The following is a 16,408-nucleotide window of genomic DNA, read 5'->3' on the forward strand; positions in this document are numbered from 1 at the left end:
TGGGTCTTTGGCCGGTGCGGCGAGGGTGCGTGCCGGGCGCCGTGGGTGCTGTGCGGGACTTTCGAAACACCCCCTAGGCCGCCCCGCCCTTCTCGTCCCTCCCGTCCTGCCGACCGCCCTGGTCCTTGTCGTCGTCGACGATCTCCGCGTCCACCACTCCCTCCTCGTCCTGCGACGAGGTGTCCCGGCCGCCGGTGTCCGTGTTCTCCGTGCCGGTCTGGCCGCCGGCGGCCTGGGCGTACATCGCCTGGCCCATCTTCTGGCTGACGGAGGCGAGTTTCTCGACGCCGGTGCGCAGGGCGTTCGTCTCGGCGTTCTGCTCCAGGAGCTGTTTCAGCTCGGCGACGGCGGACTCGACCTCGGACTTGGTGTCCGCGGGGACCTTGTCGCCGTTCTCGCGGACGAACTTCTCGGTCTGGTAGACGAGTTGTTCGGCCTGGTTGCGGGTCTCGGCGGCCTCGCGGCGTTTGCGGTCCTCCTCGGCGTACTGCTCGGCGTCCCGCATCATGCGGTCGATGTCGTCCTTGGGGAGGGCCGAGCCGCCGGTCACGGTCATCTTCTGTTCGCGGCCGGTGGCGAGGTCCTTCGCAGAGACGTGCATGATGCCGTTGGCGTCGATGTCGAAGGCGACCTCGATCTGCGGGACGCCGCGCGGGGCGGGCGGCAGGCCGGTGAGGTCGAAGACGCCGAGCTTCTTGTTGTAGGCGGCGATCTCGCGTTCGCCCTGGTAGACCTGGATGCCGACCGAGGGCTGGTTGTCGGTGGCGGTGGTGAAGATCTCCGAACGGCGCGTGGGGATCGTCGTGTTGCGTTCGATGAGCTTGGTCATGATGCCGCCCTTGGTCTCGATGCCCAGGGACAGCGGGGTGACGTCGAGCAGGAGGACGTCCTTGACGTCGCCGCGGATGACGCCCGCCTGGAGGGCCGCGCCGACGGCCACGACCTCGTCGGGGTTGACGCCCTTGTGCGGGTCCTTGCCGGTGAGTTCCTTGACGAGGTCGGTGACGGCGGGCATGCGGGTGGAGCCGCCGACGAGGATGACGTGGTCGATCGCGGCGAGCTTGATGCCGGCGTCCTTGACCGCCTGGTGGAAGGGGGTCTTGCAGCGGTCGAGGAGGTCGGCGGTCAGCTCCTGGAACTGGGCGCGGGTCAGTTTCTCGTCGAGGTGCAGGGGGCCTTCGGCGGAGGCGGTGACGTAGGGGAGGTTGATCGTGGTCTCGGAGGACGAGGACAGCTCGATCTTGGCTTTCTCGGCGCCCTCGCGCAGCCGCTGCAGGGCCATCTTGTCGTTGCCGAGGTCGATGCCGTACTGGCCCTTGAACTTCTTCACCAGGTACTCGACGACCCGCTGGTCCCAGTCGTCGCCGCCGAGGTGGGTGTCGCCGTTGGTCGCCTTGACCTCGATGACGCCGTCGCCGATCTCCAGCAGCGACACGTCGAAGGTTCCGCCGCCGAGGTCGAAGACGAGGACGGTCTGTTCCTCGCCCCGGTCGAGGCCGTAGGCGAGAGCGGCGGCCGTGGGCTCGTTGATGATCCTGAGCACCTTCAGGCCCGCGATCTCCCCGGCCTCCTTGGTGGCCTGGCGCTGGGCGTCGTCGAAGTAGGCGGGGACGGTGATCACCGCGTCGGTGACGTCCTCCCCCAGGTAGGACTCCGCGTCGCGCTTCAGCTTCTGCAGCACCCGAGCGGACAGCTCCTGTGCCCGGTAGCGGTTGCCGTCGACGGCGCCCTGCTCGGGAAAGCGCCAGTTCGCGTCGCCCATGTGGCGCTTCATGGAGCGCGCGGTGCGCTCGACGTTCGTGACGGCCTGCCGTTTGGCGACCTCGCCGACGAGCACCTCGCCGTTCTTGGCGAAGGCCACGACCGACGGTGTGGTCCTGGCCCCTTCCGCATTCGCGACGACCGTGGGTTCGCCGCCCTCCAGGACGGCCACCACCGAGTTCGTGGTGCCCAGATCGATTCCGACCGCACGTCCCATCGCTGTCCCCTTCCGCCAGGGCCTTCCGCCAGGGCCTTCCGCCAGGGAGCCTTCCCGCACTCCAGCACAAAACTTGAGTGCGTTCTTGTCAATGGGTGGGGCTTGTCAGCTCGTCATCGGAGGGCTCCTGTCAAACGGACGGGTACCCCAGGGCGCGCTCGTCCTGCCTCCCGCCCCTGAGGGCGACCGCCCGCCGGGGCCGGTCGGTGATCAGGACGTCCACGCGCGGGTCCGCGAGAAAGGCGCGCATCGGGGCGTCCTCGTTGACCGTCCAGACCATGGTGTGCAGGCCGTGCCGGGCCGCCTCGCGCAGTACGTTGGCGCGCGCCAGCGCCTGGTGCACGGCGACCCCGGTCGCGCCGCAGGCGCGGACCCGCCGCATGGGCAGCAGTTCACTCAGCCGGGTCCGTGCCAGCCGGGCCGGGGCGATCTGTGTGCGGTCGCGGCCCAGGGACAGGGCCGTCCGCACGGCGGGGAACGCGCGCCTGATGGCGGCGACGGAGGCGTCCTCCAGGGTCGTGGCGACGAAGCCGTCCGTGCCGAGCAGGGCGATCGCCCGGTCGATCAGTTCGCGCTCGTGGCCCGTTTCCTTCAGGTCCAGGTGCCCCACGAGCTTCCCGGCGATCAGGGACATGACCTCTTCGACGACCGGTACGGCGTATCCGGCGCGGTCGCTCAGCTCGGCGTGCGTGATCCGCGACAGGAGCGGCCCGGAGTGCGCGACCCGGGGGTCGTGGTAGACGACGAAGACGCCGTCGGCCGTACGCCGGATGTCGAACTCGGCGCACTCGGCGCCGGAGGCGAGCGCGTCCTCGTACGCCGCCCAGGTGGCGGCGGCGGCGCGTTCGGATCCTCCCCGGTGGGCCGACACGGCGGGTCGTCGCGGCATGGTCAGGTCACCTCCCGGAGGGACACGGTCGAGTCGCAGCCGCACATGATCGCGTCAGCTCCCGGCCGCTGATCGGGGCGGCGGCACCGGCGCGGGCGGGCGGCCGTCGGGCGGTGACAGGAGCCGGCCGGAGCGTCGGCTGACCCGCCTGAGCAGGACGTATCCGATCAGGACGAGGACCACGAAGGGAAGCCAGGCCAGCGCGTACGCCGTGCCGTACTCGCCGAGGTCGAGGATGGAGCGGTCGGCGCGGACGTCGGTGCCGTTGATGCCGAAGAACGTCAGCAGCAGGGTCGGCGGCAGTGCGATGAGGGTGGCCGCGGCGACGAGGGCGGAGACGGTGCGGTCGCGGCGGTCGTCGCGTTCGGCGAGTTCGGCGTCCAGGGCGGCGGAGCGGGCGCTGATGACGGAGGTGAGGCGCTCGACCATGCGGGCCGAGTTGTCGAGGCTGTCGCGGATGCCGAGGGCGTCGCGCAGCGAGGTCTGGAAGCTCTCCATGAGCATTTCGGGGATCAGCAGGCTGTCGACGTAGGCCTCGACGCCGAAGGCCAGGTCCAGTTGGAGTTCGTTGACGCCCGCGGAGAGGCGGGAGATGAGGGAGCGGATCTCGTACGGCGAGTCGGTCAGGGCCTGTTCGTTGGCGCGCATCGTCTCGAACGCGGCGAGGCGGGTGCGCTGGAGGGTGGCGAGCGCGGAGATCATGCCGAGCGCGACCAGGGTGAGGCCGTTCTCCACGTGCGGGGCCCAGCCGGCCTGGACGCAGACGCCGCGGCCGTGGGCGGAGAGGGTGACGCCGTGGTTGCGCAGGTTGGGAGGGGTGGTGGCGTCGAGGTCGGGGGTGTGGGTCGCCGGCATCCTGCCGCGGTAGAGGATCTTGTTGAGCAGGCTTGGCCGGCGGGACGCGTCGTCGACGCCGTCGGCGAGCAGGTGGTGCAGCAACCGTCCGCCGGGGAAGACGAGTTGGTGCACGTTCTGGCCGTAGGCGAGCGGTGTGGGCAGGGTGAGCCGCTCGTTCAGGACGTCGAGGAGCGGTCTGCCGCCGAGGCGGATGCGTGCGCGCTCGAAGCAGGTGTCCGCGAGCCAGGCGGCGAGGGCGGCGGGCTCGGTGTCGGCCGCGAACTGGCAGTCGAGGACCAGGGTCACGTCGCCGCGCGGGGTGGCGACGACCGTGATGTCGACGGAGGCGAGGTCCAGGCCGTGGCTGCCGTGCGGCAGGTGGAGGTCGTCCGGGGTGGCGCGGTGGGCCAGGACCGGTACGGGGAGCACCTTCTCGCTGGTTCTCAGGTGCGGTTCGAAGCGGCCGAAGTCGTAGCGGTCGACGAGGGCGCCCAGCCGGGATCCGTCCGGGCTCATTCGGCCGGCCAGGCTGAACAGCAGTACCGCGCGGGTGAGTTCACGAGTGGCGGAGTCGAGTACCGCCGATCCGCTGGATGTTCCCGGTCCCATCACGTTCCCTTCGACACCGTCGTCTTGATACCCGTCCGCCCGGTCACGAACCGACCGTCGCGCGGGCCGCCCCGGGTGGGGCCGCCCGCGCGACGGTCGTGGTGTGCCGGTCCGGTCAGGCGAGCTTCGCGGACAGGGTGATCGGTACGGCCTTCAGGGCCTGGCTGACGGGGCAGTTCACCTTGGCGTCCTCCGCCGCGGCGACGAAGCCGTCCTCGTCAAGGCCCGGCACGGTGCCCTCGACGGTGATGTGGATGCCGGTGATGCCCTCTCCCGGCTGGAAGGTGACGTCGGCGGAGGTGACGAGCTTGGTGGGCGGGGTGCCGGCCCCGGCGAGGGCGTGCGAGAACGCCATGGAGAAGCAGCTGGAGTGGGCGGCCGCGATCAGCTCCTCGGGGCTGGTCTTGCCGTTCGCCTCCTGGGTGCGGGCAGCCCACGTCACCGGCTGCTCGTCGATGGCGCCGGAGGAGTCGAAGGTGACGACTCCGTTGCCCTCGAGCAGGTTGCCTTCCCAGACGGTGTGTGCGGAGCGCGTGGTGGCCACGGTCAGTCCTTTCCTATGGTCCCGGAACCGGGTTTTCGGACACCATAGATCACGCTCCTGTTCAACTCACGCGGAAGACCGGTCCACGGGCGCTGAACGGCAACCTGGCCCCCTGCGGGATCAGATAGGCGTGCTCGCGCCGCACCCGCAGGACGTCGCACCAGCCGTCGGTGATCACCAGGACCGGTGCGGCGGGCGGGAAGTCGTCGGCGCGGTGCAGCAGGTCGATGCCGGGCTGCAGCACGGTGCCGCCCCGGCCGTGCACCCGTACCCGGCCCGCGATGTCCGTGACCGGCAGGTAGCCGGCGTCGTGCGGGGCCGCGTCGCAGAACACGACCCGCGCGGCCGGTACGTCCCGGGCCTCGGCGTACGAGGCGATCGCGCCCAGCGCCTTGCCGAGCAGCACCCGGTCCATGGAGCCGGAGGTGTCGAGGACGACGCCGAAGGTGCAGCGGGCGATCTCCTCGGGCGGGAAGTACCGTCCCGCGCGCGGGATGCCGGGCGTGGCCGCCTGGCGGCGGGAGGGGCGCGCGTACGTCCGTACGGGCTGCGGGCTCGGTACGAACTCGTCGAACCAGCGGGCCAGTCGGGTGTCCCAGGGCAGCGGGGGATGGCTGAGCGCGCGGATCTCCTCGACCAGGCCGCCCGGCAGGTGGCCGCGGGCCTGTTGCTCGTGCAGGTCGAGGCCGCGGGCCAGGCCCCGGCGGTAGAGCTCGTCGAGGTCGACGTAGTCGCGGGGCGCGCCGAGCGGGCCGCCGAGGATGTCGCCGGTGCCCTTGCCGCGCAGGGTGGCCAGGCGGCGGGTGCGGCGCAGGTCGCGGGCGATGCGGTCGTGGACCTCCTCCGCGGACAGGCCGTTCAGCTCCGGGTCGTGCAGGAGGCCCTCGGGCATGGTGCCGACCTGCATCTCGCTCAGCCAGCCGTTGATGACGTAGTCGCAGGCGATGTTGAAGAGGAACGGGTCGTGGGTGCCGCAGCGGTCGCCGTGGCGCAGGGCGGCGTGCAGCATCTCGTGGGCGAGGACGAAGCGCCACTCCTCGTCGTCGAACCGGCGCAGGGGGTTGATGTAGATCTCGCCGGCCTCGGGGTTCACCGCGGCGACGGAGATGCCGTGGGCGCGGGCGAGTTCGGCGTCGGCGACGAGGGTGATGCCGGCGGCGATGCCGCCGAGCAGCGGGTAGGAGGAGACGAACCAGCTCAGGGCCCGTTCCCAGGGCTGCAGCCGGGTGGGGCCGCCGGTCATGGAGTCGCGGCGGCCGCCGGCCAAGTCCAGGGCGGTGGACATGGTGCGGGTCAGGGCGTGCGCGAACGCGACCTGCCAGTCCGGAACTTGGCCGCCCCACCTGCTCCACGGGAGGAGCAGCTGGTCCGCCTCTGAGGCGGCCGTGCCGCAGTGCTCGTACGCGCCCGGGATCCCGGTCCGCCGCCAGCTCGCGGCGAGTTGTTCCTCGTCGCCGCCGGGGTACGACAGCGGGAGGTCGTCGGGGGGCCGGCCCACGGGGACGGTCAGCAGGAAGCGGTTGACGACCGTGCAGCGGGCGGCGAGGTCGTGGCGGTCGGGCTGGACGCGTTCGCCGGTGGCGGCGGGGACGTGTCCGAAGCCGAGGTGGATGAGGGCGTGGGCGATGGCCCAGGCCCATTCCTCGGGTTCGGCGAGGCGGGTGGGGTGCAGGTGCACGGTGCCGTTGGAGGTGACGCGGGCGAGGCCGTGCCGGGGAGCCAGGGCGCACTCCTTCTCGCGGCACAGTTTGGCCTCGATGGCGGCCAGCGCGGGGTTCGCCATCGCCAGCCGCACGCCGTCGGCGCACGCCTCGGCGGCCGGGTCCTTCTTGGGCTCGCCCTGCTTGCGGCCGCGGCTCATCCGCGGGCCTCCGCGTTCTCGCGCGTACGGCTCACCGGCAGGCCCCCGTCCGCGCGGCGGCCCGGCTCATCGTCGCGCCTCCACCAGCCGGGGCATGTCCCGGGCGGCCTCGATGAGGAACCAGGCGGGCAGGACGGGGTTGCCGTCGGCGCCGGAGGCGATGACGCTCTGGGCGACCTCGACGGAGATCTCGGCGAGCTGCACGAGCAGCGACTTGGCGCGGTACGCGGTCTGGCGGCCGTTCGCCGACATGTGGTCCTTGCTCGCGGGCAGTTCCTTGACGAGGCGGCCGCGGAAGGACTCGGCGAGGTAGTAGAGCAGGTCGCGGTCCTCGAGGCGGCCCGGCCAGCGGGCGTCGCCCTTGAGGATCGCCTCGATGCCGAACCGGCTGCGGACGATCTTTGCGTAGCCGCAGAACGCGGTGGCGTGCGCGGGCGTCAGCGTGCCGTGCGCGAGGACCTTCAGGGTCTGCTCGTCGAGGCCCGGCCCGAAGGAGTGCAGGGCGTCGGAGAGCATGTGCCAGGAGCGGGGCGTGGAGAACGGCTCCTCGGTCTTCGGGGGCTTGGACCACAGGTGGTCGGGCCGGTCGGTGAGGTGGTCCAGGATCCACGGGTGGATGCCGTTGCCCGCGGCCCAGACGAGCCAGTCCTTGGCGGAGGCCTCCAGGTGCACATGGGTGAGGCGGTTGACGAGCGCGGAGGCGATCGGGCGGGCGAGGGCGTTGTCGGTGGCGCGGTTGCCGGCGCCGATGACGATGGAGCCCTTCGGCAGTTCGTAGGTGCCGATACGGCGGTCCAGGATCAGCGAGTAGAACGCCTTCTGGACGTCCGGTGTGGCCGCGTTCAGCTCGTCCAGGAACAGGCAGTACGGCTCGTCGCGGGCGATCGCCTCGGGCGGGCAGAACACCGAGCGGCCGTCGCGGATCTGCGGGACGCCGATGAGGTCCTCGGGGGCGAGCTGGGTGCCGAGCAGGCTCACACACTCCAGGCCCAGCGACTCGGCGAACTCCCGTACCAGGGACGACTTTCCGATGCCGGGGGCGCCCCAGACGAAGACCGGCCGCACCGTGGCGAGACCGAGCAGCAGCTCGGGGATGCGGGAGGGCGTGACGGTGACGGCTGCCTGCAAGTAGTGACTCCTGGGGGTGTTCGAGAGGGCGGGGCGTACTGGTGCGCGACGCCCGGTACGGACAGTGTGGGCGCGGCAGCAGGCGGGCGCAGCCCATTTATTCGGCGGGCGAAGCCCCTTCAACGGGCCCCGGTTTCAGGCGGCGCGTCGGTCCTCTCGCGCCGCCAGCGGGACCTGGGGGCCGTCCGTCTCCCGCAGCCAGCGGCGCAGCACGCGGTGGATGTGCTCGGCCCCGGCGAGCTGAGTGCCGTCCTCGTCGGGTGCGGACAGGGCCAGCGGCGACAGCAGGAAGGCCTTGGCCTGGGCGCCGCCGAGGCCGCCGTGCGAGCCGATCTGCTCCTCGAAGGCGAGGACTTCGCCCTCGGCGGGGTCGTACCAGGAGTTGACCATGATGTCGGCGGTGTGCGGGAAGGAGTGGGTGCGGCGGACGGCGTCGGCGGCGCCGGGCCCGAAGTCGGCGAGCGGGCCGGGGTTGTCGTCGAGTTCGTCCAGGGGGATCTCCGCGCCGAACGGGCCGAGGACGACCCCGCCGTGCTCCTCGCTGCGCACCAGCAGGAAGCCGATGCCGGGATGGTTGGCGAGCGTGGTCAGCAGGGCGGGGTGGCGGGCGTCGATCTCCTCCTTGCTCATCCGGTGCGGTACGTCCGGGAAGGACACCAGGCCGAGGTTGCCGGAGGCCAGCACGATCGGCTCCGAGCGGCGGCTGGAGGGGCGGTGCTGTTCGCCGCCCTCCTCGACGGGCCGGTGCAGTGCGGCGCGTACGGCCGCGCGGGCCTCGGCGCCGCTGTGGGTGCGTCGCGCCCGGCGCGGCACGGGCAGCCCGCAGCCGGCCCGGACCAGGTCGCCGAGGGTGAGGCCGTAGCGGGTGCGGAAGGTCTCGCCGGGGCTCTGGCCGTGGTCGGACAGCACGACGATGCGGTACGGGCGCGGGGCGTGCTCGGCGACCTTCTCGATCAACGCGAGCGAACGGTCGAGGCGTTCGAGGACCTTCTCGGCATCGCGGCTGAACGGCCCGGAGTGGTGCGCCACTTCGTCGTACGCCACCAGGTCGGCGTAGACGGCCGTGCGTCCGGCGAGCATGTCGCCCATGACCGCGGCGACCACGACGTCGCGTTCGACGACGGTGGCGAAGGCCCGGATGAAGGGGTAGAGGCCGCCACGGGAGACCCGGGGGCGGACCTTGCGCACCCGGGACCGGGTGGACTGGCCGATCTCCCGGGCGGCCTCGGCGAAGAAGGACAGGGCGGTGCGCACGGCGTTGGCCGGGTCGGAGAAGTAGGCGAAGTAGCCCGACCTGGAACGGTTCTCGCGGCTGCGGCGGCCGGCGATGGACAGGACGAGGGCCTGTTCGTCGGCGCCGCCGGAGAAGAGGTTGCCGCGGCTGGCGCCGTCGACGGTCAGCAGTCCGCCGTCGCCGGTGGCCTCGACGGCGCGGCGCTGGAGTTCGGCGGCGCTGGTCGGGCGGTTGCAGACCATGACCTCGCGGCGGTCCTTCTCGTACCAGCGGAAGGCCGGGATGTCGTGGTTGCTGCCGTGCAGGATGCCGAGCTGGCTGGCGCCGGTCTGGCTGGACCAGTCGGTGCGCCACGGGGTGAGCCGGTGGGTGGGCCGGCGACGGCCGCCGGCGTCGGCGGGGGCGGCGCCGAGCCAGCGGGCGACGGTGGGCAGCATTCCGCGGTCGACGGCGTCGAGCAGGATGTCGTGGCCGACGCCGTCGAGCTGTATGAAGACGGTGCCGGGACTGGCCGGGCAGGCCGCGCCGCCCCTGCGGCGGCGGTCGGCGAGACGGTACAGGCGGCGCCGGTAGGCGTCGTCGTCGCGCACGGCCAGGGCGGCACCGGTGGCGGAGGCCACGGCCGACATCACGGCGGCGACCACGACCGCGGTCTCCGGGGCGGCGTCGCCCCGCTCGGCCGGGTTGACACGCAGTGCGATCAGCAGCAGCCCGCCGTTGAGGAAGAAGACCAGCAGCCCGAGCACCAGCGCGGGCACGAGCAGCAGCAGCCGTACGAGAAGTGGCCACACCAGCGCCGACAGCAGACCGAAGGCGCCCGCCCCGAACGCGGCGGTGACGGCGATCCGGGTGGCGCTGTCGCCGTCGACGGACTGGATCCGGAAATCGGGCAGGATGCCTGCCAGTACGAGCATCGTGAGGGTGGACACGGCCCACACCGTGACGCTCCGCCCGACCTGACTGGCGACCCGCCGCCACCGCCCTGCACGCACGCCCAGCACACCTCACGTCCCGGCCCGTCATCGGTGCGGGCCCGGGGCAAGCCTGTCATACGGGCCCGGCCGAACAGGTTCCTCGTGGTGCCGCTAGCGCCCGTCGTAGCCGGCCGTCGGCATCGACAGCCTGCGGTGCACCCGGGCCTTCATCTGGGCGTCGTACGCGGGCTCCGCGCGCCCCACCGTCTCGACCCGCACCCCGCGTCGCGCGCACTCGGCGGTGAACTCGTCGACCGACGACAGGGCGCTCTGCAGGACGCGCAGGCTCGGTGCGACGAACACGTCGCGGCCGGGCCGCACGCCCTCCCACAGGACACCGTGGTCGGGACGGAGCCGGTGCACGAGCAGTTCCCGGGTGACGACGTAGCCCCGCTCGGCGGCCCAGCGGGCGCACATCGCGTGCTGGCTGCGGGAGTCCACCAGGAAGGGGTCGTCGTCGAGCTCCTCCAGGGGCGTCAGGCTGGCGATCGCCGTGACCCGCAACGGCGGGCGGCCGACCGGTGCACCGCGAACCTCTCCCATGGAGTCCCCCCTCACTCACCTCCGGGTTTCGCCGCCGACCCTACTCCTGCCCGTAGGCTTCGGGGAGTCGCGCGAAGGAGGCAAAGAGGTGCCGGTGGAGATCACCTGGTGGGGTCACGCCACCTGCACGGTCACGGATTCGGACGTACGTGTGCTCACCGACCCTCTGTTCGCCCGCCGTCTGGCTCATCTCCGGCGCCGTCGCGGGGAGTTGCCGCCGCCCGGCGCCTGGCGCGCGGACGTGGCGCTGGTGTCCCATCTGCACGCCGACCATCTGCACGTACCCTCGCTGGCGCGGCTCGCCCCGGTCACGCGCCTGCTCGTGCCCCGGGGCGCACCACGGGCGGTACCGGGGCTGCGCCGGCTCGCGCATCTGAGGGTGAGCGAGGTGGCTCCCGGTGACGAGATCAGGGTCGGTGACCTGGTGGTACGGGTCGTGCCCGCCCGGCACGACGGCCGGCGGCTGCCGCTCGGACCGCACCACGCCCCCGCCCTCGGCTATGTCGTGGAGGGCGAGGGCCGCACCTACTTCGCCGGGGACACCGGCCTGTTCGACGAGATGGCCAAGGAGGTCGGACCTGTCGACGTGGCGCTGCTGCCGGTGGGCGGCTGGGGACCCTACCTCGGTGAGGGGCATCTGGACGCGGGGCGGGCCGCGGAGGCGCTGGTCCGGCTGGCGCCGCGCAGTGCGGTGCCCGTGCATTACGGCACGTACTGGCCGATCGGGATGGACGCGGTGCGCCCGCACGAGTTCCACGCGCCGGGCCACGAGTTCGTACGCCTCGCGGCCGAGCGGGCACCGCAGGTGGCGGTGCACCGGCTCGGGCACGGGGAGAGCGTGCGGCTGGAGGTCGCCCGGTGAGCTGGGTGACCGCCGCCTCGACGGCTGTGACGCCGGAGTCCACGCAGCAGGCGATCGGGTATCCGACGCTGTTCGTGCTGGTGCTGCTCGGGGCGCTGGTGCCGGTGGTGCCGACGGGGGCGCTGGTGAGTTCGGCGGCCGTGGTGGCCTTTCACCAGACGGCGCCGTTCGCGCTGGCGCTGGTGTTCGTGACGGCTTCGGCGGCCGCGTTCCTCGGTGACATCGCCCTGTACTGGCTGGGGCGGCGCGGCATGCGGTCGAAGAACGGCTCGCGCTGGCTGGAGGCGATCCGCTCGCGCGCCCCCGAGGACCGGCTCAGGCGGGCGCAGGAGAAACTCGCCGACCACGGTGTGGCGGTCCTGGTGCTGTCCCGGCTGGTGCCGGCCGGGCGGATCCCGGTCATGCTGGCCTGTCTGATGGCGAAGTGGCCGATGCGCAGGTTCGCCCGCGGGAACTTTCCGGCGTGCCTCGCCTGGGCGGTGACGTACCAGCTGATCGGGATCCTTGGCGGGTCGCTGTTCAGCGAGCCCTGGGAGGGCGTGGTCGCGGCGGTCGCGCTGACCGTGGTGATCAGCGCGGCGCCGAGTGCGTGGCGCAGGGTCCGCCGGACCGCCAGGGCCTAGTGCCGCTACAGGCCCTGGTCGAGGATCCGGGAACCTCCCACGTGCAGGTCCCACAGGTCCTCCCGGGCCAGGCCCGCCTTCTCCCAGGCCGCCCGCACCCGCGTGAGCGGCTCGAGCACCGGCTCCGCCGACAGGACGAACGTCGCCCAGTGCATGGGCGCCATGCGCCGCGCCCCGAGGTCCTGCGCCGCGCGCACCGCCTCCTCCGGGTCGCAGTGGACGTCGCTGAGCCACCAGCGGGGGTCGTAGGCGCCGATGGGGAGCAGGGCGAGGTCGATGCCGGGGTAACGCTGTCCGATGCGGGCGAACCAGTGGCCGTAACCCGTGTCGCCCGCGAAGTAGAGGCGCTGTCCGTCGGGGGCGGTGAGCACCCAGCCGCCCCACAGCGTGCGGCAGGTGTCGATGAGGGAGCGCTTGGACCAGTGGTGGGCGGGCACGAAGTCGAAGCGGACGCCGTCCAGTTCGGCCGCCTCCCACCAGTCCAGCTCCGTGACGTCGGTGAACCGGCGGCGGCGGAACCAGCGGGCGAGCCCGGCCGGCGCGAACACCGGGGTGTCGCGCGGGAGTCGGCGCAGGGTGGGGGCGTCCAGGTGGTCGTAGTGGTTGTGGCTGATGACGACGGCGTCGACGCGTGGCAGGTCGCTCCAGGCGATGCCGACCGGGGTGATGCGGGCCGGGGTGCCGAGGATGCGGCGGGACCAGACCGGGTCGGTGAGGACGGTCAGCCCGCCGATCCGCACGACCCAACTGGCGTGCCCCGCCCAGGAGACGGCGATCGTGCGCGCGTCCACGCGGGGCAGCGGGGCCAGTTCGAAGGGCAGCCGGGGGATGTCCGCGAGACCTTCCCGGCCGGGCCGGATGGAGCCCTCGCGGGCGAAGCGGGCCATGGACTTCAGGTCGGGCAGCGGGGCGGTCAGCCGGTCGTGGAAGGAGCGCGGCCACACCCGGTGCTCGCCGAGCGCTCTGAGGGCCGCGGGGGGCGTGGCGGAGGCGGGGGCCGCGGGGGGCGTGGCGGAGGTGGGCGTCGCGGGAGCGTCGGTGTCGTGGCGGGGCGTGCTCGTGGTCGACTCGGACTGCTGCGTCATCGAGGAGGCTCCCATCGCTGAGCGTCGTCGCGGAGATCGTCGAAGACCGATTCCAGAAGGATCAACGCGCGTTGCACGTGTGGCAGTTCCAACGGTGAGGGGGAACCGAGGCATTCCGCGCGTTCCTCGTCCGTAGCGCCCAGCAGCGGGCCGGTGGACAGCCGCACCCGCAGCGCCCCGAGGTCGTCGCCGAAGCGGTGGCCGCCCGGTGCGGGCATGCCGAGGCGGGCAGTGAGGAAGTCCTCCAGTTCCTGGGCGTCGCCCACCCCGTGTCCGGTGAGCGCGGTCTTCAAAGGTCCCAGGTCGACGTAGAGATGGCGGCCGGACTGCGGGGGCCGGGCCAGCGCGCCCGCCGTGACGACGGCCGTGTGCGCGGCGGCGGCCACGCGCGCGTGCAGGCGTACGGCGGCCTTGACGCGGGCGGTGAGCGGCTCGGGCTCGGTCAGTGCGTACGCGGCCGCGACGGCGACCGGGGCGGCGACGCGGGCGCCGAGCGCGGTGAGCACGTCGAGCACGCGTGCGCGTAGGGCGTCGCCGGTCTCGCCCGCGGGGAAGCGGGCGACGGCGGCCGGCCAGCCGGTCGGCAGCAGGGCTCCGGCCAGGTCGGTGACGACGGTGGCCTTCCCCGGCAGCATCTCGGCCGGGCTGAGCAGCACGGTGCCGTGCGGGTCGTGGAGGGTGTCGCGCCAGGTCTCGTCACTGACCAGGTGCAGACCCTCGCCGACGGCGGCCTCCAGGGTCTCGTGCAGCAGCTCGGGCGGGGCCACGGTGGCGGTCGGGTCGTCGGCGAGCGACAGCACGAGGAGCCGCGGGTTCCCACCTTCCTCACGGACCCGGCGGACGGTCTCCAGGAGGGCGTACGAATCGGGGACACCGCCGGATTCCGCCGGTGTCGCCACATGGAAGACGGGTCTCCCCAACAGGCGTGCGTACGGTGCCCACCAGGCGGCGCAGGGCCGCGGCACCAGGACGTCGCCGCCGAGGGCGGCGGTCAGGGCGAGCAGCAGGGAGGGTGAGCCGGGGGCGGCGACCACATGGCCGGGGGCGGTGGGCAGGCCGCGCCGGTCCCAGTAGCCGCACGCGGCCTGAAGGAGGTCGTCTCCGCCGCCGACCGGTTCGCTGCCGGCGCGGCCGGCCGCGGCGGCGAGTACGGCGGACAGCTCGGGCAGCACCGGCAGACCGTCCTCGGGAAGCGGCGGCCCGAAACGGACGGGGCCGTGGCCTTCCGGGTCCGTCCGCGGCATACGTACCTCCGGGGTGGGGGGGCTTGCCTTCTCTGCCGTTGTCCTGTCTGTCTTGTCGTCTCTGCCCTTGTCGTCTCTGCCCTTGTCGTCTCTGCCCTTGTCGCCGCCCCGGCATGCCCGGTGGTTCGTGTGGTGCGGGTCGTGCCCTCGGGCTCTGAGTACCCGGACAGCCGTCCCGGCATGGGCTCCGATGCGGGTTGTGCCGGTCACACGACGGCGACGACGGCCGTGTCGGCTCTACGTGGTGTCAGCCCTCGCCGGCGGGCTCCTTGCGGCGCAGCCGGTACACCGCGGCGCCCAGCGCGCCCGCGATCAGCAGGCCGCCGCTGACCAGGGCGGGCACCGAGTCGGTGAAGGCGCCGCCCTCGCCGGCCCGCACTCCGCGCGGGACGGCCGCCCCCTCGCAGGAGTCGGTGGGCGACTCGGTGCAGGGACGGTTGGTGGCGCAGGAGTCGCCGTGCGAGCCGGTCCCGGTGGCGCACGGCTTGCCACTCGCGCGGGTCACCGTGAACGTGGCGCTCCACTGCTTGCCCTGCCCGCCGGGCGCCGCCGGACAGGTGCCGTCGACGGTCCACGCGGTGTCCTTGCCGACCCCCTCCACCTCGCCTTCGAGGTCCTCGGCCGGGGCGATCCGGGCGGTGCCGTGGTAGGCCGGGCCGGTGACCTTGTCGTCGTGGCCGGAGACCAGCCGCAGGGCGACGGTGCCCTCCTCGAAGGCCTGCGAGGTGGCCTCGATGGTGTCGGGCGGGGAGCCGCCGGTCGGGTCGCAGGTGACGGAGACGGTGACGCTGCCGCCCGGGGAGGCACTGCTCGGACTGACCTCGGCGGCCGGCTCCGCGAGGGCGGCCGGTACGGCGATGCCCAGGGCGGCAGCCGCCAGGGCGGCGACGGACAGGGCACGGGCGCTCGGGCGCATGGGGAGGGCTCCTTCGGCCGACGGCTGCGGGGGCACGACCGCCGTGTCCCCGCACCCATCACAGCCCGCCCACCGCCGGGGCGCGCGCGGCCGGACACCATTCGCGGGACGGGAACCGCCGAGCGGGTGACACCGCACCGGCCCTCCGCCAGGGCGTCAGGCGGCGTCCCGCATGACCTGCTCCCGCACCCGCCCGCAGCACCGGCTGATCAGCCGGGACACGTGCATCTGCGAGATGCCCAGCTGCTCGGCGATCCGGCTCTGCGTCATGTCCCCGAAGAACCGCATGTACAAGATCGCCCGCTCGCGTTCGGGCAGCGCGGCGAGCCGGGGCTTGACCGCCTCGCGGTCCACCACCGTGTCCAGCGCCGGGTCGGCCGAGCCCAGCGCGTCGCTGAGCGAGTACCCGTCCTCGCTGCCGGGCAGCTCCGCGTCCAGGGACAGCGCGGTGAAGCTCTCCAGGGCCTCCAGGCCCACCAGGACGTCTTCCTCGCTGAGGTTCGCGTGCGCGGCGATCTCCGCGACGGTGGGCCGGCGGCCCGGGATGGTCTGGGACAGGTCCTGGCTCGCGAAGCGGACGCGGTTGCGCAGGTCCTGGACGCGGCGCGGCACGTGCAGGGTCCACATGTGGTCGCGGAAGTGCCGCTTGATCTCGCCGGTGATGGTGGGCACGGCGTAGCTCTCGAAGGCGTTGCCGCGTGCGGGGTCGTAGCGGTCGACGGCCTTGACCAGGCCGAGGGCCGCGACCTGGCGCAGGTCGTCGAAGCTCTCGCCGCGGCTGCGGAAGCGGCCCGCGAGGCGGTCGGCCATGGGCAGCCAGGCCTCGACGATCCGTCCGCGGAGGGTGTCGCGCTGTGGGCCGGGGGGAAGCTCGGCGAGCTTGCGGAACGCCTCTGCCGTGTCGGGTGCGTCGTCGTGCGGGTGGTGCTTCGCGCTCACTTTTGTCGCCATGGTGCGTCGCAACTCCCTAGGAGGTGCTCTGGGATGGACGGTCACCGTGGGGAGGGGGCGTCTGCGGCTCGGACAGACGCGGCCGTGGCGGCCTGGGCCGCTCCCACGGACGTGCCTCCGGTCCGAAGCA

The 16,408-nt window shown here is 73.0% G+C and carries 14 protein-coding genes; 2 read left to right on the forward strand and 12 right to left on the reverse strand.

Going from position 1 to position 16,408, the window contains the following annotated elements:
- Positions 1–73: 73 nt before the first annotated feature.
- From dnaK to AC5P09_RS20825, 8 genes are all read right to left on the reverse strand, one after another.
- On the reverse strand, positions 74–1,978 hold the full coding sequence (gene dnaK / locus AC5P09_RS20790; protein ID WP_493875332.1) for a molecular chaperone DnaK: 1,905 nt from the start codon (positions 1,976–1,978) through the stop codon (positions 74–76).
- A gap of 130 nt (positions 1,979–2,108) precedes the next feature.
- The gene (locus AC5P09_RS20795; protein WP_493875333.1) at positions 2,109–2,867 is read right to left on the reverse strand and encodes a glycerophosphodiester phosphodiesterase family protein; all 759 of its coding nucleotides are present in this window, start codon (positions 2,865–2,867) and stop codon (positions 2,109–2,111) included.
- A 54-nt stretch (positions 2,868–2,921) separates the two neighbouring features.
- Positions 2,922–4,313: a hypothetical protein gene (locus tag AC5P09_RS20800; protein ID WP_493875334.1), complete on the reverse strand. Its 1,392-nt coding sequence runs from the start codon at positions 4,311–4,313 to the stop codon at positions 2,922–2,924.
- 115 nt (positions 4,314–4,428) lie between these two features.
- Positions 4,429–4,857, reverse strand: coding sequence for an OsmC family protein (locus tag AC5P09_RS20805; protein WP_493875335.1), 429 nt, complete (start codon positions 4,855–4,857; stop codon positions 4,429–4,431).
- Positions 4,858–4,918: 61 nt separating this feature from the next.
- Complete coding sequence (locus tag AC5P09_RS20810) at positions 4,919–6,718, reverse strand: vWA domain-containing protein (RefSeq protein WP_493875336.1); 1,800 nt, start codon at positions 6,716–6,718, stop codon at positions 4,919–4,921.
- A gap of 66 nt (positions 6,719–6,784) precedes the next feature.
- Positions 6,785–7,846 (reverse strand): ATP-binding protein, encoded by a 1,062-nt coding sequence (locus AC5P09_RS20815; RefSeq protein ID WP_493875337.1) that lies wholly within the window; start codon positions 7,844–7,846, stop codon positions 6,785–6,787.
- 135 nt (positions 7,847–7,981) lie between these two features.
- The gene (locus AC5P09_RS20820) at positions 7,982–10,081 is read right to left on the reverse strand and encodes a phage holin family protein (protein ID WP_493875338.1); all 2,100 of its coding nucleotides are present in this window, start codon (positions 10,079–10,081) and stop codon (positions 7,982–7,984) included.
- Between the two features lie 84 nt (positions 10,082–10,165).
- A complete protein-coding gene (locus tag AC5P09_RS20825) occupies positions 10,166–10,597 on the reverse strand; it encodes a hypothetical protein (protein WP_307678323.1) in 432 nt (143 codons plus the stop codon).
- Positions 10,598–10,685: 88 nt separating this feature from the next.
- Between AC5P09_RS20825 and AC5P09_RS20830 the strand changes: the two genes are divergently transcribed.
- Positions 10,686–11,459, forward strand: coding sequence for an MBL fold metallo-hydrolase (locus tag AC5P09_RS20830; RefSeq protein WP_493875339.1), 774 nt, complete (start codon positions 10,686–10,688; stop codon positions 11,457–11,459).
- Entirely contained in the window at positions 11,456–12,082 is a 627-nt protein-coding gene (locus AC5P09_RS20835) for a DedA family protein (RefSeq protein ID WP_493875340.1), read from the forward strand. Before AC5P09_RS20830 ends, AC5P09_RS20835 begins: the two co-directional genes overlap by 4 nt.
- A 5-nt stretch (positions 12,083–12,087) precedes the next feature.
- Here AC5P09_RS20835 and AC5P09_RS20840 read toward each other — a convergent pair whose 3' ends face one another.
- From AC5P09_RS20840 to AC5P09_RS20855, 4 genes are all read right to left on the reverse strand, one after another.
- A complete protein-coding gene (locus tag AC5P09_RS20840) occupies positions 12,088–13,167 on the reverse strand; it encodes an MBL fold metallo-hydrolase (protein ID WP_493875341.1) in 1,080 nt (359 codons plus the stop codon).
- Complete coding sequence (locus tag AC5P09_RS20845) at positions 13,164–14,411, reverse strand: aminotransferase class I/II-fold pyridoxal phosphate-dependent enzyme (protein WP_493875342.1); 1,248 nt, start codon at positions 14,409–14,411, stop codon at positions 13,164–13,166. Before AC5P09_RS20845 ends, AC5P09_RS20840 begins: the two co-directional genes overlap by 4 nt.
- Before the next feature lie 247 nt (positions 14,412–14,658).
- A complete protein-coding gene (locus AC5P09_RS20850; RefSeq protein WP_493875343.1) occupies positions 14,659–15,327 on the reverse strand; it encodes a hypothetical protein in 669 nt (222 codons plus the stop codon).
- A 156-nt stretch (positions 15,328–15,483) separates the two neighbouring features.
- A complete protein-coding gene (locus AC5P09_RS20855) occupies positions 15,484–16,278 on the reverse strand; it encodes an RNA polymerase sigma factor SigF (protein ID WP_493875344.1) in 795 nt (264 codons plus the stop codon).
- Positions 16,279–16,408: the final 130 nt, after the last annotated feature.

Source organism: Streptomyces sp. a15, from assembly GCF_059026085.1.

Excerpts from the sequence above, each read along its gene's own strand:
- AC5P09_RS20845 (WP_493875342.1), bottom strand. The coding sequence starts at position 14,411 with ATGCCGCGGACGGACCCGGAAGGCCACGGCCCCGTCCGTTTCGGGCCG.
- AC5P09_RS20795 (WP_493875333.1), bottom strand. The coding sequence starts at position 2,867 with ATGCCGCGACGACCCGCCGTGTCGGCCCACCGGGGAGGATCCGAACGC.
- dnaK (WP_493875332.1), bottom strand. The coding sequence starts at position 1,978 with ATGGGACGTGCGGTCGGAATCGATCTGGGCACCACGAACTCGGTGGTG.
- AC5P09_RS20855 (WP_493875344.1), bottom strand. The coding sequence starts at position 16,278 with ATGGCGACAAAAGTGAGCGCGAAGCACCACCCGCACGACGACGCACCC.
- AC5P09_RS20810 (WP_493875336.1), bottom strand. The coding sequence starts at position 6,718 with ATGAGCCGCGGCCGCAAGCAGGGCGAGCCCAAGAAGGACCCGGCCGCC.
- AC5P09_RS20850 (WP_493875343.1), bottom strand. The coding sequence starts at position 15,327 with ATGCGCCCGAGCGCCCGTGCCCTGTCCGTCGCCGCCCTGGCGGCTGCC.
- AC5P09_RS20800 (WP_493875334.1), bottom strand. The coding sequence starts at position 4,313 with ATGGGACCGGGAACATCCAGCGGATCGGCGGTACTCGACTCCGCCACT.
- AC5P09_RS20825 (WP_307678323.1), bottom strand. The coding sequence starts at position 10,597 with ATGGGAGAGGTTCGCGGTGCACCGGTCGGCCGCCCGCCGTTGCGGGTC.
- AC5P09_RS20840 (WP_493875341.1), bottom strand. The coding sequence starts at position 13,167 with ATGACGCAGCAGTCCGAGTCGACCACGAGCACGCCCCGCCACGACACC.